Origin of the sequence: Streptomyces sp. MspMP-M5, assembly GCF_000373585.1 — a bacterium.
In the GTDB taxonomy this organism is placed as follows: Bacteria; Actinomycetota; Actinomycetes; order Streptomycetales; family Streptomycetaceae; genus Streptomyces.
Map to the genome: position 1 here is coordinate 467,982 of NZ_KB891853.1, position 20,357 is coordinate 488,338.

General features: G+C 70.8%; 28 protein-coding genes. 9 read left to right on the forward strand and 19 right to left on the reverse strand.

Annotated elements, in window-relative coordinates:
• Positions 1 to 32: 32 nt before the first annotated feature.
• Complete coding sequence (locus tag B073_RS0102185) at positions 33 to 791, reverse strand: MerR family transcriptional regulator (protein ID WP_026246969.1); 759 nt, start codon at positions 789 to 791, stop codon at positions 33 to 35.
• 121 nt (positions 792 to 912) lie between these two features.
• Between B073_RS0102185 and leuE the strand changes: the two genes are divergently transcribed.
• From leuE to B073_RS0102200, 3 genes are all read left to right on the forward strand, one after another.
• Positions 913 to 1,596 carry a leucine efflux protein LeuE gene (gene leuE / locus B073_RS0102190; RefSeq protein ID WP_018536456.1) on the forward strand — a complete coding sequence of 228 codons (684 nt, stop codon included), beginning with the start codon at positions 913 to 915 and terminating at the stop codon, positions 1,594 to 1,596.
• 146 nt (positions 1,597 to 1,742) lie between these two features.
• The gene (gene wrbA, locus B073_RS0102195) at positions 1,743 to 2,366 is read left to right on the forward strand and encodes an NAD(P)H:quinone oxidoreductase (RefSeq protein WP_018536457.1); all 624 of its coding nucleotides are present in this window, start codon (positions 1,743 to 1,745) and stop codon (positions 2,364 to 2,366) included.
• Between the two features lie 16 nt (positions 2,367 to 2,382).
• The gene (locus B073_RS0102200) at positions 2,383 to 3,798 is read left to right on the forward strand and encodes a glutamate decarboxylase (protein ID WP_018536458.1); all 1,416 of its coding nucleotides are present in this window, start codon (positions 2,383 to 2,385) and stop codon (positions 3,796 to 3,798) included.
• A gap of 46 nt (positions 3,799 to 3,844) precedes the next feature.
• Here B073_RS0102200 and B073_RS0102205 read toward each other — a convergent pair whose 3' ends face one another.
• The 4 genes from B073_RS0102205 to B073_RS0102220 all read right to left on the reverse strand — a co-directional run bounded on the left by B073_RS0102205 (position 3,845) and on the right by B073_RS0102220 (position 7,684).
• The gene (locus tag B073_RS0102205) at positions 3,845 to 4,519 is read right to left on the reverse strand and encodes a PadR family transcriptional regulator (protein ID WP_018536459.1); all 675 of its coding nucleotides are present in this window, start codon (positions 4,517 to 4,519) and stop codon (positions 3,845 to 3,847) included.
• A 75-nt stretch (positions 4,520 to 4,594) separates the two neighbouring features.
• A complete protein-coding gene (locus tag B073_RS0102210) occupies positions 4,595 to 5,143 on the reverse strand; it encodes a DinB family protein (RefSeq protein ID WP_018536460.1) in 549 nt (182 codons plus the stop codon).
• A 154-nt stretch (positions 5,144 to 5,297) separates the two neighbouring features.
• Complete coding sequence (locus B073_RS0102215; RefSeq protein WP_018536461.1) at positions 5,298 to 6,755, reverse strand: aldehyde dehydrogenase family protein; 1,458 nt, start codon at positions 6,753 to 6,755, stop codon at positions 5,298 to 5,300.
• Between the two features lie 65 nt (positions 6,756 to 6,820).
• Positions 6,821 to 7,684, reverse strand: a complete 864-nt coding sequence (locus tag B073_RS0102220; RefSeq protein WP_026246970.1) for a helix-turn-helix domain-containing protein — start codon at positions 7,682 to 7,684, stop codon at positions 6,821 to 6,823.
• A gap of 316 nt (positions 7,685 to 8,000) precedes the next feature.
• Here B073_RS0102220 and B073_RS0102225 point away from each other — a divergent pair, with 316 nt between their 5' ends.
• A complete protein-coding gene (locus tag B073_RS0102225) occupies positions 8,001 to 8,510 on the forward strand; it encodes an ATP-binding protein (protein ID WP_018536463.1) in 510 nt (169 codons plus the stop codon).
• A 124-nt stretch (positions 8,511 to 8,634) separates the two neighbouring features.
• Here the strand turns inward: B073_RS0102225 and B073_RS0102230 are convergent, their stop codons facing one another.
• The 6 genes from B073_RS0102230 to rpmG all read right to left on the reverse strand — a co-directional run bounded on the left by B073_RS0102230 (position 8,635) and on the right by rpmG (position 11,403).
• Positions 8,635 to 8,874: a DUF397 domain-containing protein gene (locus B073_RS0102230; protein WP_018536464.1), complete on the reverse strand. Its 240-nt coding sequence runs from the start codon at positions 8,872 to 8,874 to the stop codon at positions 8,635 to 8,637.
• Between the two features lie 118 nt (positions 8,875 to 8,992).
• A complete protein-coding gene (locus tag B073_RS38910) occupies positions 8,993 to 9,295 on the reverse strand; it encodes an SRPBCC family protein (protein ID WP_018536465.1) in 303 nt (100 codons plus the stop codon).
• A 216-nt stretch (positions 9,296 to 9,511) separates the two neighbouring features.
• Complete coding sequence (gene rpsR / locus B073_RS0102240; RefSeq protein WP_018536466.1) at positions 9,512 to 9,751, reverse strand: 30S ribosomal protein S18; 240 nt, start codon at positions 9,749 to 9,751, stop codon at positions 9,512 to 9,514.
• A gap of 79 nt (positions 9,752 to 9,830) precedes the next feature.
• Positions 9,831 to 10,979: a CobW family GTP-binding protein gene (locus tag B073_RS0102245; protein WP_018536467.1), complete on the reverse strand. Its 1,149-nt coding sequence runs from the start codon at positions 10,977 to 10,979 to the stop codon at positions 9,831 to 9,833.
• Complete coding sequence (locus B073_RS0102250) at positions 10,979 to 11,233, reverse strand: type B 50S ribosomal protein L31 (protein WP_018536468.1); 255 nt, start codon at positions 11,231 to 11,233, stop codon at positions 10,979 to 10,981. The genes B073_RS0102245 and B073_RS0102250 overlap by 1 nt, the downstream gene beginning before the upstream one ends.
• Before the next feature lie 5 nt (positions 11,234 to 11,238).
• Positions 11,239 to 11,403, reverse strand: coding sequence for a 50S ribosomal protein L33 (rpmG, locus tag B073_RS0102255; protein WP_018536469.1), 165 nt, complete (start codon positions 11,401 to 11,403; stop codon positions 11,239 to 11,241).
• A 73-nt stretch (positions 11,404 to 11,476) separates the two neighbouring features.
• Here rpmG and rpmB point away from each other — a divergent pair, with 73 nt between their 5' ends.
• From rpmB to tatA, 3 genes are all read left to right on the forward strand, one after another.
• Entirely contained in the window at positions 11,477 to 11,713 is a 237-nt protein-coding gene (rpmB, locus tag B073_RS0102260) for a 50S ribosomal protein L28 (protein ID WP_018536470.1), read from the forward strand.
• Positions 11,713 to 12,018: a 30S ribosomal protein S14 gene (gene rpsN / locus B073_RS0102265; RefSeq protein WP_018536471.1), complete on the forward strand. Its 306-nt coding sequence runs from the start codon at positions 11,713 to 11,715 to the stop codon at positions 12,016 to 12,018. The genes rpmB and rpsN overlap by 1 nt, the downstream gene beginning before the upstream one ends.
• Positions 12,019 to 12,128: 110 nt before the next feature.
• A complete protein-coding gene (tatA, locus tag B073_RS0102270; protein ID WP_018536472.1) occupies positions 12,129 to 12,326 on the forward strand; it encodes a Sec-independent protein translocase subunit TatA in 198 nt (65 codons plus the stop codon).
• Positions 12,327 to 12,347: 21 nt separating this feature from the next.
• Here tatA and B073_RS0102275 read toward each other — a convergent pair whose 3' ends face one another.
• The 8 genes from B073_RS0102275 to B073_RS0102310 all read right to left on the reverse strand — a co-directional run bounded on the left by B073_RS0102275 (position 12,348) and on the right by B073_RS0102310 (position 17,860).
• Complete coding sequence (locus B073_RS0102275; protein WP_026246971.1) at positions 12,348 to 13,193, reverse strand: nitrilase-related carbon-nitrogen hydrolase; 846 nt, start codon at positions 13,191 to 13,193, stop codon at positions 12,348 to 12,350.
• Between the two features lie 330 nt (positions 13,194 to 13,523).
• Complete coding sequence (locus B073_RS48985) at positions 13,524 to 14,042, reverse strand: chaplin family protein (protein ID WP_078507858.1); 519 nt, start codon at positions 14,040 to 14,042, stop codon at positions 13,524 to 13,526.
• Positions 14,043 to 14,177: 135 nt separating this feature from the next.
• Positions 14,178 to 14,612, reverse strand: a complete 435-nt coding sequence (locus tag B073_RS0102285; protein WP_018536474.1) for a rodlin — start codon at positions 14,610 to 14,612, stop codon at positions 14,178 to 14,180.
• A gap of 383 nt (positions 14,613 to 14,995) precedes the next feature.
• Positions 14,996 to 15,409: a rodlin gene (locus tag B073_RS0102290; protein ID WP_018536475.1), complete on the reverse strand. Its 414-nt coding sequence runs from the start codon at positions 15,407 to 15,409 to the stop codon at positions 14,996 to 14,998.
• A gap of 289 nt (positions 15,410 to 15,698) precedes the next feature.
• A complete protein-coding gene (locus tag B073_RS0102295) occupies positions 15,699 to 16,004 on the reverse strand; it encodes a hypothetical protein (protein WP_018536476.1) in 306 nt (101 codons plus the stop codon).
• 281 nt (positions 16,005 to 16,285) lie between these two features.
• On the reverse strand, positions 16,286 to 16,519 hold the full coding sequence (locus B073_RS0102300; RefSeq protein ID WP_018536477.1) for a chaplin: 234 nt from the start codon (positions 16,517 to 16,519) through the stop codon (positions 16,286 to 16,288).
• Positions 16,520 to 16,864: 345 nt separating this feature from the next.
• On the reverse strand, positions 16,865 to 17,329 hold the full coding sequence (locus B073_RS38915) for a rodlin (RefSeq protein WP_051093884.1): 465 nt from the start codon (positions 17,327 to 17,329) through the stop codon (positions 16,865 to 16,867).
• A gap of 249 nt (positions 17,330 to 17,578) precedes the next feature.
• The gene (locus B073_RS0102310) at positions 17,579 to 17,860 is read right to left on the reverse strand and encodes a chaplin (protein ID WP_018536479.1); all 282 of its coding nucleotides are present in this window, start codon (positions 17,858 to 17,860) and stop codon (positions 17,579 to 17,581) included.
• 296 nt (positions 17,861 to 18,156) lie between these two features.
• Between B073_RS0102310 and B073_RS0102315 the strand changes: the two genes are divergently transcribed.
• Positions 18,157 to 19,836 carry a bifunctional 3'-5' exonuclease/DNA polymerase gene (locus tag B073_RS0102315; RefSeq protein ID WP_026246974.1) on the forward strand — a complete coding sequence of 560 codons (1,680 nt, stop codon included), beginning with the start codon at positions 18,157 to 18,159 and terminating at the stop codon, positions 19,834 to 19,836.
• Between the two features lie 133 nt (positions 19,837 to 19,969).
• Complete coding sequence (locus B073_RS47490; protein WP_018536481.1) at positions 19,970 to 20,167, forward strand: hypothetical protein; 198 nt, start codon at positions 19,970 to 19,972, stop codon at positions 20,165 to 20,167.
• Positions 20,168 to 20,357: the final 190 nt, after the last annotated feature.

Here is a 20,357-nt window from a genome sequence, read left to right on the forward strand (position 1 = left end):
CGGGAGACCAGCACCACGAAACACGGGGACGCTCACATGTGCCGCACCGCGTTGGCCAGCATCGCGTCCCGCATGTACACCGCGAGCCCGGGCCGGATCGCCTCGTAGGTGGCGGTGAACCGCTCGTCCGCGACGTACATCTCGCCGAGCCCGGTGTGGATCTCATAGGTGCAGTCGTAGTACGCCCCGACGATGAAGCGCCGGTGTTCCTCGGCGACGTCCATCGCCGCCTCGGAGTCCGCCGGCTCCCCCTGCGCGAGCAGGTCCGCCATCTTGCGGTGGATGGCGTCGAACTCCGCCGTCAGCCGCTTCCAGTCCTCCTTGGTGTACGCGGCGGTCCGGCGCTGCGACTCCTTGTAGAGGTCGGTGCCGCCCCAGCGCTGCTCGACCTCCTCCGCGTACCGGTCGGGGTCGAAGTCGCCGAAGACCTCGAACTTCTCCTCCGGGGTGAGCCGTACGTTCATCCTGCGTGCCTCCATTGCGCGTTCGACGGCGGCGGCCATGTCCTGGAGTCGGCCGATCCGCGCGGTCAGCAGGTCGTGCTGACGCCGCAGATGTGCCTGCGGGTCCGCGTCCGGGTCGTCCAGAAGGGCCGCCACCTCGTCGAGCGGAAAGCCGAGCTCCCGGTAGAACAGGATCTGCTGGAGCCGGTCCAGGTCGGCGTCGCCGTAGCGGCGGTGTCCCGCGTGGCTGCGCTCGCCGGGCACCAGCAGCCCGATCTCGTCGTAGTGGTGCAGGGTCCGCACCGTCACCCCGGCGAAACCGGCCACCTGCCCTACCGAATAGCTCACTTCCGCTCCCTCGTCGGTCGTCGGTACGCGCTTCACGATGGGTCCTCACGCGGCGTGAGGTGCAAGTCCGGATGCTGAAAACCCGGTGAGGTGGCGCGCCGGCGGGTGAGATCCTCCGCGCATGCTCGGAATAACGGATCTGTCCACCTACCTGGTGGGCCTCGCCCTGATCATCCTGCTGCCGGGGCCGAATTCGCTGTACGTCGTCTCGGTGGCCGCCCGCCGCGGCCGCCGGGTGGCGTACCGGGCGGCGGCGGGTGTGCTGTGCGGCGACACGGTGCTGATGACGCTGTCGGCGGGCGGCGTGGCCTCGTTGCTGAAGGCCAGTCCGGTGCTCTTCGGGATCGTGAAGTTCGCCGGCGCGGGCTATCTGACGTGGCTGGCCGTCGGGATGCTGCGCGGCGCCTGGTCCCTGTGGCGCGGCGGCCGGGCGTCCCGGGCGGCGCTGCGGGACGCGGCGGCCGAGCAGGCCGGCGGGGCGGCCCCGAAGAAGGCGCCCGTCGAGCGGCCGTTCCGCCGGGCGTTCGTGGTGAGCCTGCTCAACCCGAAGGCGATCCTGTTCTTCATCTCGTTCTTCGTGCAGTTCGTGGATCCCGCCTATGCGCACCCGGTGCTGTCGTTCGTGGCGCTCGGCGCCTGGGCGCAGCTGTTCAGCTTCAGCTATCTGTCGCTGCTGATCTTCAGCGGGACGTTCCTGGCGGCGACCTTCCGGCGCCGCCAGCGGCTGACGGCCGGCCTGTCCGCGGGCGCCGGCGCCGCCTTCCTCGGTTTCGCCGCGAAGCTGTCGCTGGCCAGCGCGAGCTGAGCGGTACGGGCCGGGCCCGCGCGGCGCCGGTTCCCCATGGCCGGACCGGGTCCGCACGGGCCCGGCCCGGCCGCGCTTCCACTGGGTGAACCCTGGAGGCCGCACGCACCTTATGCCCCTATCGTCGGGTTCCAGGAGGTGCGTCCATGCCCCTGCACGACGTCAACGTCGCCGTCATCTACTACTCGTCGACCGGCACCATCGCCGAACTGGCCCGGCTGATCGCCGACGCCGCCGAGCACGCGGGCGCCGACGTCCGGCTGCGCCGGGTCGCCGAGCTGGCCCCGCAGTCCGCCATCGACTCCAACCCGGCCTGGGCGGCCAACGTCGCCGCCACCGCCGACATCCTGGAGGCCACCCACGACGACATGGTCTGGGCGGACGCGGTGCTGTTCGGCTCCCCCACCCGCTTCGGCAACGTGACCTCCCAGCTCAAGCAGTTCCTGGACACCCTGGGCGGCCTCTGGCAACAGGGCCGGCTGGCCGACAAGGTCTACAGCGGCTTCACCGCCTCCGCCACCCCGCACGGCGGCCAGGAGTCCACCCTGCTGGCGCTGTACCACTCCGTCCACCACTTCGGCGGCATCCTCGTCACCCCCGGTTACACGGACCCGGCGAAGTTCAACGACGGCAACCCCTACGGCACCTCGCACGTCGGCGGCCCGGAGACCCCGCTCGACGCCGCCGTCCGTACCGCCGCCCGCGTCCAGGCGGAGCGGGTCGTGAAGTTCGCCAAGGCGATCAAATCCGGTCTGGCCGCCACCGGTTGACGAAAGGCCGCAGCAGATGACCCTCCACAAAGGCGCCTCCGAACGCGACCGCGGCCGCCGCGGCCACCCGGTGAACCCCTTCTACGGCGAGGCCGACCCGGCCTCCGGCATGGAGACCTCCCCGCCGCGGCACACCCTCCCCCAGGGCCCGATCTCCCCGCACACCGCCTACCAGTTCGTCCACGACGAGCTGATGCTGGACGGCAACGCCCGGCTCAACCTCGCCACCTTCGTCACCACCTGGATGGAGCCGCAGGCCGACGTCCTGATGGCGGAGTGCCGGGACAAGAACATGATCGACAAGGACGAGTACCCGCGCACCGCCGAACTGGAACGGCGCTGCGTGGCGATGCTCGCGCACCTGTGGCACGCCCCCGACCCGCACGCCGCCATCGGCTGCTCCACGACCGGCTCAAGCGAAGCCTGCATGCTCGCCGGCATGGCCCTCAAACGCCGCTGGGCCCGGCGCAACCAGGACCGCTATCCGGGCGCCGCCCGCCCCAACCTCGTCATGGGCGCCAATGTCCAGGTCTGCTGGGAGAAGTTCTGCAACTTCTGGGAGGTCCAGGCCCGCCAGGTCCCCATGGAGGGCGACCGCTTCCATCTCGACGCGGACTCCGCCGCCGCCCTCTGCGACGAGAACACCATCGGCGTCGTCGCCGTCCTGGGCTCGACCTTCGACGGCTCCTACGAGCCGGTGGCGGAGATCTGCGCGGCGCTCGACGCTCTCCAGGAGCGCACCGGCCTGGACGTCCCGGTCCACGTGGACGGCGCGTCCGGCGCCATGATCGCGCCGTTCCTCGACCCCGATCTGGTCTGGGACTTCCGCCTCCCCCGGGTCGCCTCCATCAACACCTCCGGCCACAAGTACGGCCTGGTCTACCCCGGTGTCGGCTGGGCGCTCTGGCGCGACCAGGTCGCGCTCCCCGAGGAGCTGGTCTTCCGCGTCAACTACCTGGGCGGCGACATGCCGACCTTCGCCCTCAACTTCTCCCGCCCCGGCGCCCAGGTGGCCGGCCAGTACTACACCTTCCTGCGGCTCGGCCGGGACGGATACCGCGCCGTCCAGCAGATCACCCGCGACGTGGCCCGCTCGATGGCCGAACGGATCGGCGCGCTGGGCGACTTCCGGCTGCTCACCCGGGGCGACCAGCTGCCGGTCTTCGCCTTCACCACCGCCGACGACGTCACGGCCTTTGACGTCTTCGACGTGTCCCGGCGGATGCGGGAGCGCGGCTGGCTGGTCCCCGCCTACAGCTTCCCGCCCAACCGCCAGGACCTCTCCGTCCTCCGCGTGGTCTGCCGCAACGGCTTCTCACTGGACCTGGCCGACAGCTTCCTGACCGACCTGGAGCAGCTGCTCACCGAACTCCGCTGCCAGTCCGCCCCGTTGGGCCGCCCGGAGAAGCTCGCGACCGCCTTCCACCACTGACGAGCGGCGGGCGCGCCCCGGAGGGAGCCTGAACCGCCCCGCGCCCTCAGCCGGCGCCGCCGTCGTCCTCGCCGTCGACGGCCCCACCCGCCCGGCCACCGGCGTCCGGCACCGCGTACGGATTCTCCTGGCCCTCCGCGAGCACCCCCACGAACGGCTCCCCCTCGCCGGCGAAGACATACGCCCCGCCCTCGATCCGTTCGATCAGCCCGCGGGTCCACGCCGCGCCGCTGTCCGCCGCGTGCACCCACATGTCCATGAGCTCGCCGATGTGGCCGAGCCGTTCCGGCCCGCCCTCGGGCACATAGGACGAGGTGACCGTGGCCCGCCACTCCTCCAGGGCCCGCACCCGCTCCCTCAGCAGCGCCACCGCCTCGTCCCGCGGCAGATCGACGATGAAGCCGATCCCGGCGCTGAGCAGGTCGGTCCTCGGGTCGCGCTGCGCCAGCGCCGCCCGCAGCAGCCGGAAGTACTCCTCCTCGCCCGCCGGGGTCACCTCGTACTCGGTGCGCGGCGGCCCGCCGGCCGTGCTCGGCGCGACGTCGTGGGCGAGCAGCAGCCCCTGCTTCGCCATCTGCTTCAGCGCGTGGTAGATCGACCCCGGCTTGGCGTGCGACCACTCGTGCGCGCCCCAGTACTCCAGGTCGTTGCGGACCTGATAGCCGTGCGCCCGGCCGTGCTGCCGCACGGCCCCCAGCACCAGCAGCCGGATCGCCGACATCGCCACCTCAATCCCGGAACGCATCCCGCACGCGCCCTGCCGCCAGCCTAGGCGGCCGGGCGCCGGGACCGGGGGCTACCCCTCCTGCGCCGTGCGCTCCTCGTCCACCAGCGCGAAGGCGGTCTTGCCGTCCAGCGACTCCCGGACGATGTCGGCGTGGCCGGCGTGCCGGGCGACCTCCTCGATCAGGTGCAGCACCAGCCACCGCATCGACTGCCGGGCATCCTTCGGGAACCACGGAGCCGGGGGCAGCGGGAAGGTGTCGTCGAGGCTCGGCACGGCGCGGACGAACTTCTCGGTCTCGGCCGCGACCCCGTCCCAGAACGCCAGCATCCCCGCGACGGTCTCGCCGTCCTGCAACCGGAACGACAGGTGCCAGTTGCTCTGATCGCGCGGAACGGAGTGCTCCCGCTGCTGCGCGATCTCCAGCCAGCGCTGCTCGACCTCCGCGACGTGCTTGACCAGCCCGCCCAGCGACAGCTCGCTGGCGCTCGGCCGCTCCTTGGCCTGCTCGTCGGTCAGCCCCAGGACCGCCCGCCGCAGTCCGCCGCGCTGCGCCTCCAGGAAGGCCAGCAGCGCACCGCGCTCGTCACCGTGGGCCTCGGCCGGAACATGAGTGGGCATGGGTTCCACCTTTCGTCACGTCGGCGGCGGAGCGCCGCGGGGCGTCCGGCCCGCTACCGAACCGTCCGGCCGCTTTCCGACATCGCCAACGCTACGAAGGATCTAGGACAGTTGACGTCCTCATCCGAAAGATTCCAACGGATCACGTCCCGCCTCAGAGCGGGAACGGCGTCCGCCCGTGCTGGATGGACACCCACTTCTGCGTCGTGAACGCCTCGACCGTGGACTCACCGTTCAGCCGCCCGATCCCGGAGAACTTCTCCCCGCCGAACGCCACCTGCGGCTCGTCGTGCACCGTCCCGTCGTTGACGTGGATCATGCCGGTCTCTATCCGCTGGGCGATCCGCGCCCCGCGCTCCGCATCGGCGGTGTGCACCGCCCCGCTGAGCCCGTACGGGGTGTCGTTGGCGATCCGCACCGCCTCGTCCTCGCCGTCGAACGGCACCAGCAGGGCCACCGGCCCGAACAGCTCCTGGCCGTGCAGCGCGGAGTCCGCGGGCAGCCCCGCCAGCACGCTCGGCTCGACGAGGTTGCCCTCGGTGCGGCCGCGCAGCAGCGCCGTGGCCCCCTCGGCTATCGCCCGGTCGACCAGCGAGGTCAGCGCCTCCGCCTGGAAGGAGTTGATCAGCGGCCCTATCTGGGTGCGCGGATCGCGCGGGTCGCCGGTCCGCAGCGCCGCCACCCGGGCCACGAACTTCTCGGTGAACTCGGCCTCGATCGCGCGGTCCAGCAGCACCCGGTTGGCCGCCATGCAGACCTGGCCCTGGTAGACGAACCGGCTGAAGACGGCGGCGTCCACCGCGTAGTCCACATCGGCGTCGGCCATCACGATCAGCGCGCTGTTGCCGCTGAGTTCGAGGATCACCCGCTTGAAGTGCCCGGCGCTGACCGCCGCGACATGCCGGCCGACCTTGTCCGACCCGGCGAACGAGATCACCCGCGGCACCGGGTGCTCGATCAGCGCGTCCCCGATCTCCGCGATGTCGGTGATCAGCACATTCAGCAGCCCGTCCGGCAGCCCCGCGTCCTGGAACAGCTTGGCGATCAGCCCGCCGCCGGTGATGGGGGCGTTCTGGTTGGGCTTGACGACCACCGCATTGCCCAGCGCCAGCGCCGGCGCCGCGGACTTCATGGAGATCAGGAACGGGAAGTTGAAGGGGCTGATCACCCCGATGACCCCGGCCGGCAGGGTGTAGACGCGGTTCTCCTTGCCGTCCACCGGGGAGGGCAGTATTCGGCCCTGCGGCCGCAGCGCCAGCTGGGTCGCCTCGCGGACGAACTCCTTGGCGAGCCGGACCTCGTAGGCGGCCTTGATCCGGGTGCCGCCCAGTTCGAGGACGAGCGCCTCGACGATCTCCTCCTCGCGCTCCTCGATCAGCCGCAGCAGCCGCTCGGTCACCTGCCGCCGCTCGTAGGGATTCCGCAGCGCCCAGTCCCGCTGCGCCCGCTCGGCGGCGCGGTAGGCGGCATCGACCTGATCCACGCCGGCGACCGTGATCGACGCCAGCTTCTCCTGGTCGTAGGGGTTGAAATCGATGATGTCCCACGAGCCGCTGCCGGCCCGCCACTCACCGTCGATGAACTGGTAGGCCAGGTCTGCGAAGAAGGACATGGCATCCCTACTCTGTGCGGCACTGCTCTGCGGGGGGGCTGATCCGGCGTCATCCTACTGCCGGGTCATGCCAGTTGGAGCAGACCACGCAGAAGATCCCTGGTCTCCGAGGGCCCCGGGCTGTCCTCCTGCAGCCGCTCCATCGCCCGCTCGTACTGCGCGACCTCCTCCGGCTTGTCCACATAGAGGGCGCTGGTGAGCTGCTCCAGATAGACGACGTCGGAGAGATCGGACTCCGGGAAGCGCAGCATGGTGAACGCACCGCTCTCCCCCGCGTGCCAGCCGAAGTTGAACGGCATCACCTGCAGCCGCACGTTGGGCCGCTCCGAGATGTCGATCAGATGCTTCAACTGCCCGCGCATCACGGCCCGTCCGCCGTAGGGGCGGCGCAGCGCGGCCTCGTCCAGTACGCAGTGCAGCTGCGGCGCCCGCTCCGATATCAGCAGCTTCTGCCGCTCCTGGCGCAGCGCGACCCGGCGCTGGACGTCGGCGGCCGGCGCGTCCGGCATCCCGCCGGAGACCACGGCGTGCGCGTACTCCTCGGTCTGCAACAGGCCGTGGACGAACTGGACTTCGTAGACGCGGAGCAGGGACGCGGCCCCCTCCAGACCCACATACGTCTGGAACCAGCCGGGCAGCACATCGCTGTAACTGTGCCACCAGCCCGCGACGTTCGCCTCCTTGGCCAGTGCGAGCAGCGCCTCGCGCTCCTGCGCGTCGCTCACGCCGTACAGCGTGAGGAGATCTGCGACATCACGTGCCTTGAAGCTCACCCTGCCCAACTCCATGCGGCTGATCTTCGATTCGGACGCACGGATCGAGTAGCCGGCCGCTTCACGGGTTATCCCGCGCGATTCACGCAGCCGACGGAGCTGGGATCCGAGCAGGATCCGCCGCACCACCGACCCGCCCGACTCACTTGCGGACACCTCTCTGACCCTCCTGTGACCCCGCCCCGTCCAACAGTGAAGGCGCAGTCTGCCATGTCCGGGCTTCGTTGAGTGCTCATCTGGTTACTGATATGTGCGGCCCCCGCAAGCCCTCCACAAGAAATCACAGGAAGAATACGGCGCTTATGGGGCCAGCCCCACGCAATCACGTCAGCTGCACGTGCATCTGCCCTTGCATCTGCCCTACGCATTGGGAACCATAGAGCTCGCACGCATGCACGCTCGTGAAAGACCCGCCAGATCCCCGGCTGACCGGCCTGGGTCATGACGTCCGCGAACGCCAGGAGTGCCTCGCATGGGGACCAAGGTTTCGACCATGCTCGATTTCGAGCCGTTATGGCAGGACTTTCCTCCCGTCGACCCCCTGGCCGTCTCCGGATCCGTGTCCTGCCCGCTCCCGCCGCGCTACGAATCGGTCGGCGGCGCCCGTAAGTTCACCCGCGAAACGCTCACCGGCTGGGGCCTGGAGGACCACTTCGACGGCGTCGCCCTGGTCGTCTCCGAGCTCGTCACCAACGCCCTGCGGCACGCGGTCCTGGCCGCCCCGGACCACCCGGGCTTCGGCACGGACCTCACCGACGCCGGCCTGCCCGCCCGACTCCACCTGATGCGCTGGTCCTCCCGCCTGGTCTGCGCGGTACGGGACCCCAGCGACGCCTCACCGGAAGCCGGCGAGGCGGACTCCGGCGACGAATCGGGCCGCGGGCTCTACCTCGTGGACTCCTTCAGCGACAGCTGGGGCTGGCACCGGCTGCCCGGAGGCCGGCACGGCAAGATCGTCTGGGCCCTCTTCCGGCTGCCGTAGCGCGGGCCCGCACGGCCGCACGCGCTGCGTTCCGGACCTCATACGTCGGGCGCCCGCTCTCCGCGGGCGCCCGACGCGCGTTTCCGTGGCGGCTTTGGACCTGCGCCCGGAGCCGTCGGCCCCCTCAGTCGCGGACCAGGTGGTCGAACTCCCCGTCCTTCACGCCCAGCAGCATCGCCGCGACCTCGGCCGGCGTGTAGACCAGCGCCGGCCCGTCCGGGAAGCGGGAATTGCGGACCGCTATGTCGCCCCCGGGCAGCTTCGCGAATTCCACGCAGGAGCCCTGGGAGTTGCTGTGTCGGCTCTTCTGCCATGTCACATCGCGGAGATCCGTTGCGGCCATGCCGTTGTATGCGTGGGGCACAGGGCTCTCCCGGTGGTGAACGCGGTGATGAAAAGGTGTCAACTGCCCGGGATCATAGCTGCGTTCACATGCGGATGCATGCGCAGATGCACGTGCACGACAGGCGGTGCCGGGCTCGTCACATTTTGTTGAGCACCTTCCCCAGCCCCTCCGTCACAATTGCCCGCCATCCGCCGCCCATCATGCGGTGCGCCTGCACCTGGTACGGGCCGTCGGGATCGAAGCCCTCGTGGACGAGGAAAAGACGCGTGCCGCGCCCTTCGGGTTCCAGGGTCCAGGTGAGGCTCCAGTCCGCACGGTTGCCCCGGCCCTCGTCGGCGTCCCGCCGGCGCAGCCGCAACGCCTTCTCCGACTCAAAGCCGACCACCTCGGCGACGACCGCGCCGGAGAAGCCGGAGTTCGGCCGGGGCGGCGTCCGCATCTCGATGGGGGCCTCCCCTGCTCCTTCAGCAGCCGGAGCACCTCACGGCGCGTGCCGTTGGCGAGCGCCGCGAAGACCCGGGGCTGATCCGGCTCGGACAGAACGGCGCGCGGCGGTACGGGAGTGACGTTCACCCACCCCGAAGACACGTAGGAGATTCCCTACGCGTCAACGCAGGGAATCTCCCACCGGTCGCACCCGCCCCGGGGCCGCCCGTCACCGCGAGCCGTACGGCAGCAGCGCCATCTCCCGCGCGTTCTTGATCGCGCGGGCCAGCTGCCGCTGCTGCTGGGCGGTGACCCGGGTGATCCGGCGACTGCGGATCTTGCCGCGGTCCGAGAGGAACTTCCGCAGCAGATCGGTGTCCTTGTAGTCGATGTACGTGATGCCCGCCGCGTCCAGCGGGTTGGGGCGGGGGGCGGCGGCCTGACGCCGCGAGGGGTTCCGACGGGGCATGGCAGAGCTTCCTTCTACGGGCTGCTTCGGGCTTGTGCGGGCTGGTGAGGACTTCTGTGGACCGGCGCGCGGCCGGGCGTCACGACACGGGGTCGAGCAGTTCGTCGAAGGCCGGCGCCAGGCCCTTCCACGCCGCCGGACCGCCCGCGTACTCGGCGTCGGTGAGCAGACAGGACGCCAGCAGGGCGCGCAGCCCGTCGCGGTCCAGCCCGGGCGAGGTGAAGACCAGGTGCTGGCACCGGTCGCCGTGCTCGGGGTGCCAGTCCAGCGCGGCGGCGGCCCGGCGCAGCGGCGGCACCATCTCCCAGGCGGCGTCCGGCAGCGCGGCCAGCCACGGCCCGGCGTTCTCCACGCACAGCGCGCCGCCGGCGGCGTCCCAGGACAGCAGGGTGTCCGGCCGGTCGGCCAGCCAGAACCGCCCCCGGCTGCGTGCCGCCGCACAGGACAGGTCCTCCAGGGCCGCATAGAGCCGCTCGGGATGGAAGGGCCGGCTGCCGCGCCAGACGAGCGTGGCCACACCGGCCGCGTCGGCCTCCTGGGGCAGCAGCGCGCAGGCCGGGTGCTGCCGGCCCGCGGCGGCCTCCACATCGAAGCCGGCCAGCGCGGCCGCGGCCAACTCACCGGATTCCACGTCCACTTGATGTGCCGTCGGGTGCAGCTGCGCCAGCAGCGCGAGATCGGCGTCGTCGGCCGGCTCCTCCCCCGTGGCCAGCGCCAGCACCGGCGCGTACTCCAGCTGCCGCGCCCAGGTGTCGGCGACCGTCCGCCGGTCGGAGGCGGCGGCCGCCAGCCCGACCTCGGCCAGGTCGTCGCCGTTGCCCAGACAGGGCAGCAGCAGCGCCGGATCGACCGCGGTGATCACGCCGGTCAGCTCCAGGTCGTCGCCCCCGTACGAGGCGATCACCTCGGCCATCGCCTTGGGCTCGACCGAGTCCCACAGCTCGACGATCGCCAGCCGGCAGGTCCGGCCCGCGGCCAGCCGTGCCAGCTCGGGCACCAGGTCCTCGCGCAGCGCGCAGCAGGCGCAGTCGTTGACCAGCGGCGCCTCGCCGGTGTCCAGCGTGCCGCCGGCGTCGCGGACGGTGCGCCGGACGGTGCCGTCGGCCGCGGAGGCCAGGTCGTGGTGGAGGGCGACGCTGCCGGGGACGGCCGTCAGCAGCCGCTCGACGGCGGCCCGCCGGGCGTCCGCGTGCAGGCCGCCCACCAGCACGACGCTCAGCCGCTCCATCAGCGGGCCCCGCGCTTGCCGTACCGGCGCTCGAACCGCTCGACCCGGCCGGCGGTGTCCAGCACCCGCGCGGTGCCCGTGTAGAAGGGGTGGCTCGCCGAGGAGATCTCGACGTCGACGACGGGATAGGTGTTGCCGTCCTCCCACTCGATCGTCTTGTCACTGGTCATCGTCGAGCGGGTGAGGAAGGCGAAGTCGCCGGCCCGGTCGCGGAAGACGACGGGCCCGTAGGCGGGGTGGATTCCAGGCTGCATCGGGCTCAGCGCTCCTCTCGGAAGGTGACGTGCCGACCGGCCACCGGGTCGTACTTGCGCAGTTCCAGGCGGTCGGGGTCGTTGCGGCGGTTCTTGCGGGTGACGTAGGTGAACCCGGTGCCGGCGGTGGACCGGAGCTTGACGACCGGGCGTATCTCGTTGCGGGCCATGTGGTTAGTATACGCAAATGGTTTCCATTTTCAATAAGCCCGTGGAGGGCCCGACCACCGGAGGGACCGCACCATGTCCGCCCACTGCCAGCTGACCGGCCGCGCGCCGGGCTTCGGCAAGACCGTCTCCCACTCGCACCGCCGCACCTCCCGCCGCTTCGACCCCAACATCCAGCGCAAGCGCTACTGGCTGGCGAGCGAGGGCCGCCACATCCGGCTGACCCTGAGCACGAAGGGGATCAAGACCGTCGACGCGATCGGCATCGAGGCCGCCGTCGCCCGCATCCGCGCCCGAGGGGGGAAGGTCTGATGGCCAAGAAGAGCAAGATCGCCAAGAACGAGCAGCGCCGCCTCACGGTGGCCCGCTACGCCGCCCGCCGGGCCGTCCTCAAGGCCGTGATCCGCAACCCGCGCTCCTCCGACGACGAGCGGCTCGCCGCCCGGCGGGAACTGTCCCGCCAGCCGCGGGACGCCAGCGCCACCCGCGTCCGCAACCGCGACAGCATCGACGGCCGCCCGCGCGGCCACCTCCGCGCCTTCGGCCTCTCCCGGATCAACCTCCGCGAGCAGGCACACAAGGGCCATCTGCCGGGGGTCACCAAGTCCAGCTGGTGACCGCCCGCCCCGGCCGCCCGACCCCGGGCGCGCCCCCTGGGCCGGGCGGCCGGGCTCTTCGGGTAATACTGGACAGACCCCGCAGGCACCCCGACGAAAGCGAGAGCGCCATGCTGCGCAACGCCCTGGAGCCCTGGCACCTGATCCTGATCGTGGCCGCCCTCGTGCTGGTCTTCGGGTCCAAGAAGCTCCCCGACATGGCGCGCGGCCTCGGCCGCTCGATGCGCATCCTCAAGTCGGAGACCAAGGCCCTCAGGGACGAACAGCCCGCCGAGGCCGCCCGCACGGAGCAGCCCGCCGGCCACTGACCGGGCCCCCGCCCGCGGCGGTCAGTGGTCGCCGCCCTCGTCGATCAGCCGCCGCACCTCGCGGTCGACCAGCCCCAGCCGGGCCTCCGCGACCAGCGGCACCGCCCGCCGCTGCCGCCGCGCCTCGGCCGGATCGATCTCGACCGTGACCAGCGAGGGCTCCCACTTGGGCGCCTGCGCCACCACCGCGCCCCGCGGATCCACCACCCGCGAGCCGCCCCAGAACGACGCCCCGTGCTCGTTGCCCACCCGGTTGACGAACACCACCCAGCACTGCAGCATCCGCGCCGTGTAGGACAGCAGCGTGTCCCAGTACAGCCCGGTGTCCATCGCCTCCGGATCCAGGCTCGCCGCGCTGTTGGTCGGCACGAACAGCACCTCGGCCCCGTCCTGCACCGCCAGCCACGGCAGCACCGGCTGCCAGGCGTCGTTGCAGACCAGCGTCGCCCCCCGCCCCCCGCTCGTCGACTTCGCCAGCTCGTACGAGCGCAGCGACTGCCCGGGGCTGACGTGCTTGCGCTCCTCCCAGGCCAGGTAGTTCGGCAGATAGAGCTTGCGGTGCGCATGGGCCAGCGCCCCGTCCACGTAGTACGCGGAGGTGTTGTACGCCCGCAGCCGGGTGTGCTCGTGGAACCCGACCAGCACGTCCGGCCCCAGGGTGCTCAGCTCCCGCAGCCGCGGATCGTCCGCCTCGATGGACTCGTCCCGCTTGAGCGCCCCCAAGTGATAGCCGTGCAGGCTGAGTTCGGGGAAGACGACGAGATCCGCCCCCTGCGCCGCGGCCTGCTCGATCTGCTCCCGTGCGACCCGCAGGTTCTCCGGTACGTCCCCCAGTACGCAGTCGGTCTGCGCCAGCGCGACAAGCATGCCCACTCCCCCTCGTTCAACTACCTTTAATGGGATTTACACCCTTTGCCCCCATTCTTCCCCGGACATCCGGTTAAGACGCATCCCACCAACGAGCGAAAGAACGATCCTTCCCGTGCCGGGCGCCCTTCTCACACGTTGCTCCACACGACCCGTCGTATCCCCGGGCGACTTCCAGCCGCAGCTCCGCCCGGTGTCAGCGGTACGACGGCCGCGGTCGGGACGTCCGGCGCCCGGGGCGCCACCTCGACCGGGTGGCCCCGGCCGAGCGGCCCGCCGCACCGCTCGGCCGGCCGCCGGAGCCCCGCAGAAGCCTCCGACGGCCCGCACTCACCCCTGGCGCCTGCGGGCCCGGCGCAGCAGCGCCGCCCCCACGATCAGCAGTCCGCCGCCGGCCCCGGCCGCCACCTTCAGCCGTTCCGCGCCGCTGGCCGCCAGCAGCGCCTTCCCCGCCGACCGCCCGGCCCGCGCCACCGCCCCGACCCGGGGGTCGTGCTCGCTGCGCACCCCGGTGTGCAGCCGGTGTGCCCGCTTGGGCGCCCCGGTCTCCCGCTGCCGGTGCCCCGCCGGCGCCACGGCACGCCGCACCGGGACCGCCCGCCCGGCCGCCGGACCGCTCCCGCACCCGTTCCCCGTTCCGGGGCTCAACAGCCCCACCATCACAAGGGAGTTGCCGCACACGCTGGACGGGGCGCGCACCTCCGCCCGGACCGCGTTCCCGGACAGCACGCCGGGCGCGTCCGCGGCACCGCCCGGCCCGCCGGCGTCCGCGGACGCCGGGCCGGCGCCCGCGCCCAGCACCCCCGATACCGCCGCCACGAGCACGCACGCCTTCAGACTCCGTCGCATGTCCCCTCACTCCACAACTCGTGTCCGGGCGGCCCGCCCGTATCCCGTCGTGCTCGTACGACCGGGCGGCCGGCAGCGCACCCGCCCGCCGGCCGCCCGGTGCCGAAACGATGAGTCGGCCGGAGCCGACGCCCGTCAGTGCCTCTTCATCCCGCTCTTGAACCCGTTCTTGATCCCGTTGCCCGACAGGATCGGGATGTCGTCCAGAATGTGCGACAGCGCCTCGTCGCGCTTGGCCTGCGTCGAGTTCCTGGTGCACTGCTGGTTCTGCGGCGAGGACAGGACGTTGATGTCCTGCACCGTGACCGGGACGAAGCCGACCAGCGAACCGAAGTTCCCCTTGGCGGGCAGGCCGATGCACAGGTCGTTCAGGCTGCCCTGGAAGAGCCCGAGCTGGGTGCTGAGCTTCCCCTTCGTCCGGGAGTTGCCGTACACGGACTTGGCACCGTTGCCGTTGACGGTCTTGGTGCCGCCGTGGTCACCACCGGCCGCCAGGGCCTCTGGAGCCGCCGCGGCCGAAATTCCGACGAGCGATGCCGCGATCGCCGCGGCCGTCATCATCTTCTTCATCGCGCTAAACCCTTCAGGAGAGGGAACTCCCGACACAGGAGCCCTGTTTGAACAACCGACCGCGAGCACCCGAGTTCCGCACCATCACCCAAATAGATGGCGATAATTCTCCCGAAAAGACCTACGGCACGCCGCGGGCCGGCGGAATCACGAGAACGTTTCCGGGCCCTGCGCTCTTTCCCGGCCGGCATGCCAATGCCCCGGCAACCCCATCGTCTCGCGAGGGCATTGGCATGCATCCCTCCACACGCTATTCCTAACGATCCGACGAGGCCGCCGGCGGTCACGGGCGAATAACAATACGCGAGTGCGGGCGATAAGACCGCGAATGCCCGGGCCGCCCGGACAAGGAAATCCGAGCGACCCGGGCACGGTGCGGCGGATCAGTGGCGGTTGTGCTTGCCGTTCCCGGAGAGGATCGGGATGTCGTCCAGGATGTGCGACAGCGAATCGTCGCCCTTGGCCTGGGTGGAGTTCTCGGTGCACTGCTGGTTCTGCGGGTTGGCCAGGACGTTGATGTCCTGCACCGTGACCGGGATCCCGCCGACCAGCGAACCGAGGTTCAGCTTGGCCGGCAGACCGACGCAGGGCTTGTTGAGCGAGCCCTGGATCAGACCGATCTGCGGGCTCATGTAGCCGTACGTCGTCGAGTTTCCGAAGAACTGCTTCGCACCGTTGCCGTTGACGGTCGACGTGCCGTGCTGATGACCCGAGGCCATTGCGTCAGGGGCGGCCGCCGCGGCCACCCCGACAATGGAGGCAGCCGCGGCGGCGGTTGCCAGCGTCTTCTTGATCATTGTTGATCCTTCGTGTTTCGGGATGCCCTGGAGCCGGACATTCTGGCCAACTCACAAGAGCGCATTCAGTTGTGCTCATTCACTCGAATGAGCTGGTGCTCTGATCTTTCCCGGTGATCAGATATCCCGTCCGGAACTCCACAACCGAGATTCACCATCCGAACCGGCGCGCCGACCCTTGAAAACGATCGACACAACCTTTCCGATTCGGCGGCTGAGGCTTCACCCGGTCGTTTTCCGTTCCCCGGGAAATCCCGTGGGACAGTGGAAATTCCGGTTCGCCGGCCCGTCACGTGCCGTACGGCAGCCCACCCAGCATGGCAACCTCCTCGGCGGCCCCCGTGGCACCGCCGAGAAGCTGCTTGGGATGCTTGGTGGTCTTCTCCACACCCCGGACGGTGTCGACCAGCGGCGTCACCTGGCGGCTGTCCAGCTGGCCGCTGTTCAGCGCGTCCATCAGGCCACCATTGAGGCTCATGGACGGCGAGGTCATGTTCGGCGCACCGGTTTCGGCGGCGAAAGCGGGCGCGGCAGCAGCCGCGCCCAACGCCATCACGGAGCCGGCAACAGCCGCGGCGGACTTCGCGTACTTCACGTCCCTGTGTCCCTTCTGGTGCGGTGCTCGACGGAATCGCGACATCAACCGACATCAACGCCGCGCGAGCAATCGCTTCGCTGCTCGGATCACCGCTTTCCCTCTGGCTAACGAGTACCGCCGCCCGGAGAAACCCAGCAGTTCCGATTCTCCGGGTGCGCCACCCGAAAGATTTCGAACCGCCTCGGAAACTTCCGGAACGGGTCGAAAAGAATCCGGCCCCGGCGCGCGGCGACGGCGAGCCGGGACCGGTGACCGCAACACGGCTCGAATTTCTTCGGTCAGCGGTTGATGCAGCGGTTCCCGAACGCCGGGTTGAGAATCCCGATGAAGTCGACGGTGTTGCCACACAGGTTGATCGGAATGGAGATCGGAACCTGGATGACATTGCCGGAGATGACTCCCGGGGAGCCCTTCGCGCCACCCGCGGCGCGCGCGTCGGCGAAGGCCGGCGTAGCAGCGCCCACCGCCATGAGCGTGCCGGCAGTGATGGCTGCAACCTTTGCGTACTTCACTTTCAGCCCTTCCCGCAGCGGGATCCGTAGCGCACACGACCATCGTGTCGCACGGGCGCGGATCTGGTCGCCCGTAACTCCGCTGTCGCTATTGGTAACGATTTGTCCGTGTCGGCGAAACCCCCGCGGGGAAGTTTTCGGAGGAATCGCCCGAATGCCGCACGGCAATTATCGGCACTCCGCGCATCCCACCCGAAGAACTGCGTCCTCCGAACAGGCGAAAACCGCCGAAATACGAATTCCCGCCAATAGGGAAGTGGGAATTCCGGGCCTGTGGCCGGCGGCCGGACCCGCCCGCCGGCCGCCCGGTGTCACATGCGGTGCGTCGGCCGAGGCCGACACCGGTCAGTGCCTCCTGTGTCCGCCGTGTCCGCCCTCGAATCCGCTCTTGAACCTGTTCTTGTCTCCGTTGCCCGACAGGATCGGGATGTCGTCGAGGATGTGCGACAGCGCCTCGTCGCGCTTGGCCTGGGTGGAGTTCTCGGTGCACTGCTGGTTCTGCGGCGAGGACAGGACGTTGATGTCCTGCACCGTGGCCGCGCCGAAGAAGCTGAACAGCGAGCCGAAGTTCCCCTTGATCGGCAGACCGATGCAGGGCTTGTTGAGCGAGCCCTGGACGAGCTCCAGCTGCGGGCTCATCCTGCCGTGCGTGGTGGAGTTGCCGAATGCGCTCACGCTGCGGTTGCCGTTGATCGTCGTGGTGCCGCCGTGGTGGCGACCGCCGGCCGCCATCGCCTGGGGGGCGACCGTCGCCGAGATACCGACCATGGAAGCGGCTACTGCCGTCGTGGCCAGAACCTTCTTGATCACTTTTTACCCTTCTGAAAGCGGAGTGCCCGTATCCGGAGCGCACTGGTCAACTCGCTCACCAGAAAGCGGTTTCGCGATTTCACTCAATTGCCGCGCAACCATAGACCCATATCACTGCGCAGGGGCGTCAACTCCGGTTAACCGCCCTGGTCACAGGAGTACACATACGGCAAATGCGCTACCCGCCGGGGAATTCCGCATATGAAAGGCCCGCCCCGAGCGGGACGGGCCTCGATCACCGGACCGCGTTCAGCGGTTGACGCAGATGTTGCCGAACGCCGGGTTGAGCACGCCGATGAACTGGACGGTGTTGCCGCACACATTGATCGGGACGTGGATCGGCACCTGGACGAGGTTGCCGGAGATCACGCCGGGCGAGCCGACGGCAGCGCCCGAGGCGTGGGCACCACCACCGTGCCCGCTGGCGCTGGCGATTCCGGCCCCGCCCACGACGGCAATGCCCGCGGCGGCGGACAGGACGACAGCCTTGGAGACAAACTTCACGGCGAACCTCTTCACTGAGAGCAGCATGGGGTTTTCTGTGCGCGCCGCCTGGAGCGACAAGCAGTTCAACGGAACAAACCCGGCAAAAGTAGCGGGCCGAACGGGTGATGAACGGTCATAACTGCCGTAAGGGAAGCCTGCGGTGATCGCGCTCGCGTGCACGGCGCCCGTCCCGGCGGGCCTGCCACGACCCCGCGGTACTGCTCGTTCCGTCATCGTCGCACGCCGTCGGTCCCGCGGCGGTGATTGCTCGCGCCCTGGGGCACGAGCGGTGCCGGGCGCTGGTCAAGGCGGTTGTCAGACCCTGGTGCAAGACTCGGGGCATGAGATGGGCGGTGGTAGAGACGGGCGACGGGGGTGCTCGTCTCTGCCCGCTCACTCAGGACGGCCGGCCCGCCGGGCCGGTGGTGCGGGAGCCCTCGCTGGCCGAGGCGGTGCGGTCGCGTCCCGAGGCCGAGCGGTGGGTGTGGCGGTCCACGGCCGAGGTCTACCGGCGACTGCTGGCGGCCGGGGTCCGGGTCGAGCGCTGCTACGACGTCGAGGTCGCCGAGGCGCTGCTGATCGGCCATGCGGAGGGCCAGTCCGGCCAGCCGCGCTCGCTGGCCGCCGCCTGGGCGCGGCTGCGCGGTCTGCCGGTGCCGCCGGACGCCCCGGTGCGCGCCGCCGAGACCCAGCCGTCGCTGTTCGAGCCGGGCCCGGTGCCGCTGCCGCCCGGCACCGACGAACTCACCGCGCTGCTGGAGGTCTACGCAGGCCAGGTGGCCCGTACGGCACGGGCCGAGCACCCGGACCGGATGCGGCTGCTGCTGGCATCCGAGTCGGCGGGGATGCTGGTCGCCACGGAGATGTCCCGGACGGGGATTCCCTGGCGCGCGGACGTGCACCGCGAGGTGCTGGACCGCCTGTTGGGCGAGCGGTTTCCGGGCGGGCTGGAGCCGCGGCGCATGGCGGAGCTGGCCGACGAGGTCTCGCGGGCCTTCGGGGAGGGCGTGCGGGTCCGCCCCGACCTGCCCAACGACATCATCAGGGCCTTCGCCCGCGCCGGCATCGCCCTGTCCTCGACGCGCAAGTGGGAGCTCCAGCAGATCGACCACCCCGCGGTGGCACCGCTGCTGGCGTACAAGTCGCTGTACCGCCTGCACACCGCCCACGGCTGGTCCTGGCTCCAACAGTGGGTGCACGACGGCCGGTTCCGCCCCGAGTACCTTCCCGGGGGCACGGTCTCCGGCCGGTGGACGACCAACGGCGGCGGCGCGCTGCAGATCCCCAAGGTGATCCGGCAGGCGGTGCGCGCCGATCCGGGGTGGCGCCTGGTGGTGGCCGACGTCGACCAGATGGAGCCGCGGGTGCTGGCCGCGGTCTCCCGCGACCGGGGCCTGATGGAGGTCGCCGGCACCGGCGAGGACCTCTACGCCGATCTGGCCGCCCGCGCCTTCGGCGGCGACCGCGCGCAGGCCAAACTCGCCCTGCTGGGCGCCATTTACGGCCAGACCTCGGGCGACGCCCTCAAGCACATGGCCGATCTGCGCCGCCGCTATCCGGCCGCGGTGGCCTACGTCGACGACGCGGCCCGCGCCGGTGAGGAGGGCCGACTGGTGCGCACCTGGATGGGCCGCACCTGCCCGCCCGCCTCGATGGCGCCGCCCGACGAGGCGGGCCTGCCCCAGGAGGAGGAGCGGCCGGCCGGCCACGGCAGCAGCTCGGCGGCGCGCGCCCGCGGTCGTTTCACCCGCAACTTCGTGGTGCAGGGCAGCGCCGCCGACTGGGCCCTGCTGCTGCTGGCCGCGCTGCGCCATGCGATGGCCCGCGCCGGGCTCCGCGCGGAGCTGGTCTTCTTCCAGCACGACGAGGTGATCGTGCACTGCCCGGCGGACGAGGCCGGCACCGTCGCCGAGGCCATCGCGGTGGCGGCCGCCACCGCGAGCCGGATCGCCTTCGGCCCGACGCCGGTGCGGTTCCCGTTCACCACGGCGGTGGTGGAGTGCTACGGGGACGCGAAATGAGGCCGGCGGGCGCGGCGGCGTTGCCCGCGGCTTTCCCGAACTCCCGCCGCACGCCGTGTACTTCCGGCTTCATCGGCGATGTCCTGTCATCGTGCTGCGGCGCCCCGCCGCGTCAACAGCGGAGAGACCGTCCATGACCGTCCCGTCCGGCTTGAAGGTCCACCCCGAACTCGTCCCGTATCTGGGCTCGGTGGGGCCGTTCACCGATCCGTACAAGGACATCGCGGCGGCCGTGCGCGGTTCGGCGCACTGCCGGCCGCGTATCCCGCCGACCACTCGGGCGGGCACAGCAGACGCTACGACGTCCGGCGGCCGGACGGCCGCACGCTGACCGTCGAGGTCTACCACCCGAAGTCCGGCGACACCCCCGCGCCCACCGGACCTCCGGTCTGTCCGGCCTGGCGCCCGCGTACCTCCTGGTCTGCGACCTCGACGCACTGCGCGACCCCGGCCTGGCGTATGCCCGGCGCCTGGCACGGCTTCGACCTGGCCGCCCCCGGGACCCGACTCGCGAGAGCCCA

Excerpts from the sequence above, each read along its gene's own strand:
- B073_RS48985 (WP_078507858.1), bottom strand. The coding sequence starts at position 14,042 with ATGCGACGGAGTCTGAAGGCGTGCGTGCTCGTGGCGGCGGTATCGGGG.
- rpsR (WP_018536466.1), bottom strand. The coding sequence starts at position 9,751 with ATGCCCCGTCGGAACCCCTCGCGGCGTCAGGCCGCCGCCCCCCGCCCC.
- B073_RS38910 (WP_018536465.1), bottom strand. The coding sequence starts at position 9,295 with ATGCGGACGCCGCCCCGGCCGAACTCCGGCTTCTCCGGCGCGGTCGTC.
- leuE (WP_018536456.1), top strand. The coding sequence starts at position 913 with ATGCTCGGAATAACGGATCTGTCCACCTACCTGGTGGGCCTCGCCCTG.
- B073_RS0102200 (WP_018536458.1), top strand. The coding sequence starts at position 2,383 with ATGACCCTCCACAAAGGCGCCTCCGAACGCGACCGCGGCCGCCGCGGC.
- B073_RS0102310 (WP_018536479.1), bottom strand. The coding sequence starts at position 17,860 with ATGCTGCTCTCAGTGAAGAGGTTCGCCGTGAAGTTTGTCTCCAAGGCT.
- B073_RS0102245 (WP_018536467.1), bottom strand. The coding sequence starts at position 10,979 with ATGGAGCGGCTGAGCGTCGTGCTGGTGGGCGGCCTGCACGCGGACGCC.
- B073_RS0102250 (WP_018536468.1), bottom strand. The coding sequence starts at position 11,233 with ATGCAGCCTGGAATCCACCCCGCCTACGGGCCCGTCGTCTTCCGCGAC.
- tatA (WP_018536472.1), top strand. The coding sequence starts at position 12,129 with ATGCTGCGCAACGCCCTGGAGCCCTGGCACCTGATCCTGATCGTGGCC.
- wrbA (WP_018536457.1), top strand. The coding sequence starts at position 1,743 with ATGCCCCTGCACGACGTCAACGTCGCCGTCATCTACTACTCGTCGACC.
- B073_RS0102275 (WP_026246971.1), bottom strand. The coding sequence starts at position 13,193 with ATGCTTGTCGCGCTGGCGCAGACCGACTGCGTACTGGGGGACGTACCG.
- rpmG (WP_018536469.1), bottom strand. The coding sequence starts at position 11,403 with ATGGCCCGCAACGAGATACGCCCGGTCGTCAAGCTCCGGTCCACCGCC.
- B073_RS0102215 (WP_018536461.1), bottom strand. The coding sequence starts at position 6,755 with ATGTCCTTCTTCGCAGACCTGGCCTACCAGTTCATCGACGGTGAGTGG.
- B073_RS47490 (WP_018536481.1), top strand. The coding sequence starts at position 19,970 with ATGACCGTCCCGTCCGGCTTGAAGGTCCACCCCGAACTCGTCCCGTAT.
- B073_RS0102285 (WP_018536474.1), bottom strand. The coding sequence starts at position 14,612 with ATGAAGAAGATGATGACGGCCGCGGCGATCGCGGCATCGCTCGTCGGA.
- B073_RS0102225 (WP_018536463.1), top strand. The coding sequence starts at position 8,001 with ATGGGGACCAAGGTTTCGACCATGCTCGATTTCGAGCCGTTATGGCAG.
- B073_RS0102210 (WP_018536460.1), bottom strand. The coding sequence starts at position 5,143 with ATGCCCACTCATGTTCCGGCCGAGGCCCACGGTGACGAGCGCGGTGCG.
- B073_RS0102315 (WP_026246974.1), top strand. The coding sequence starts at position 18,157 with ATGAGATGGGCGGTGGTAGAGACGGGCGACGGGGGTGCTCGTCTCTGC.
- rpsN (WP_018536471.1), top strand. The coding sequence starts at position 11,713 with ATGGCCAAGAAGAGCAAGATCGCCAAGAACGAGCAGCGCCGCCTCACG.
- B073_RS0102290 (WP_018536475.1), bottom strand. The coding sequence starts at position 15,409 with ATGATCAAGAAGACGCTGGCAACCGCCGCCGCGGCTGCCTCCATTGTC.
- B073_RS0102205 (WP_018536459.1), bottom strand. The coding sequence starts at position 4,519 with ATGTCGGCGATCCGGCTGCTGGTGCTGGGGGCCGTGCGGCAGCACGGC.
- rpmB (WP_018536470.1), top strand. The coding sequence starts at position 11,477 with ATGTCCGCCCACTGCCAGCTGACCGGCCGCGCGCCGGGCTTCGGCAAG.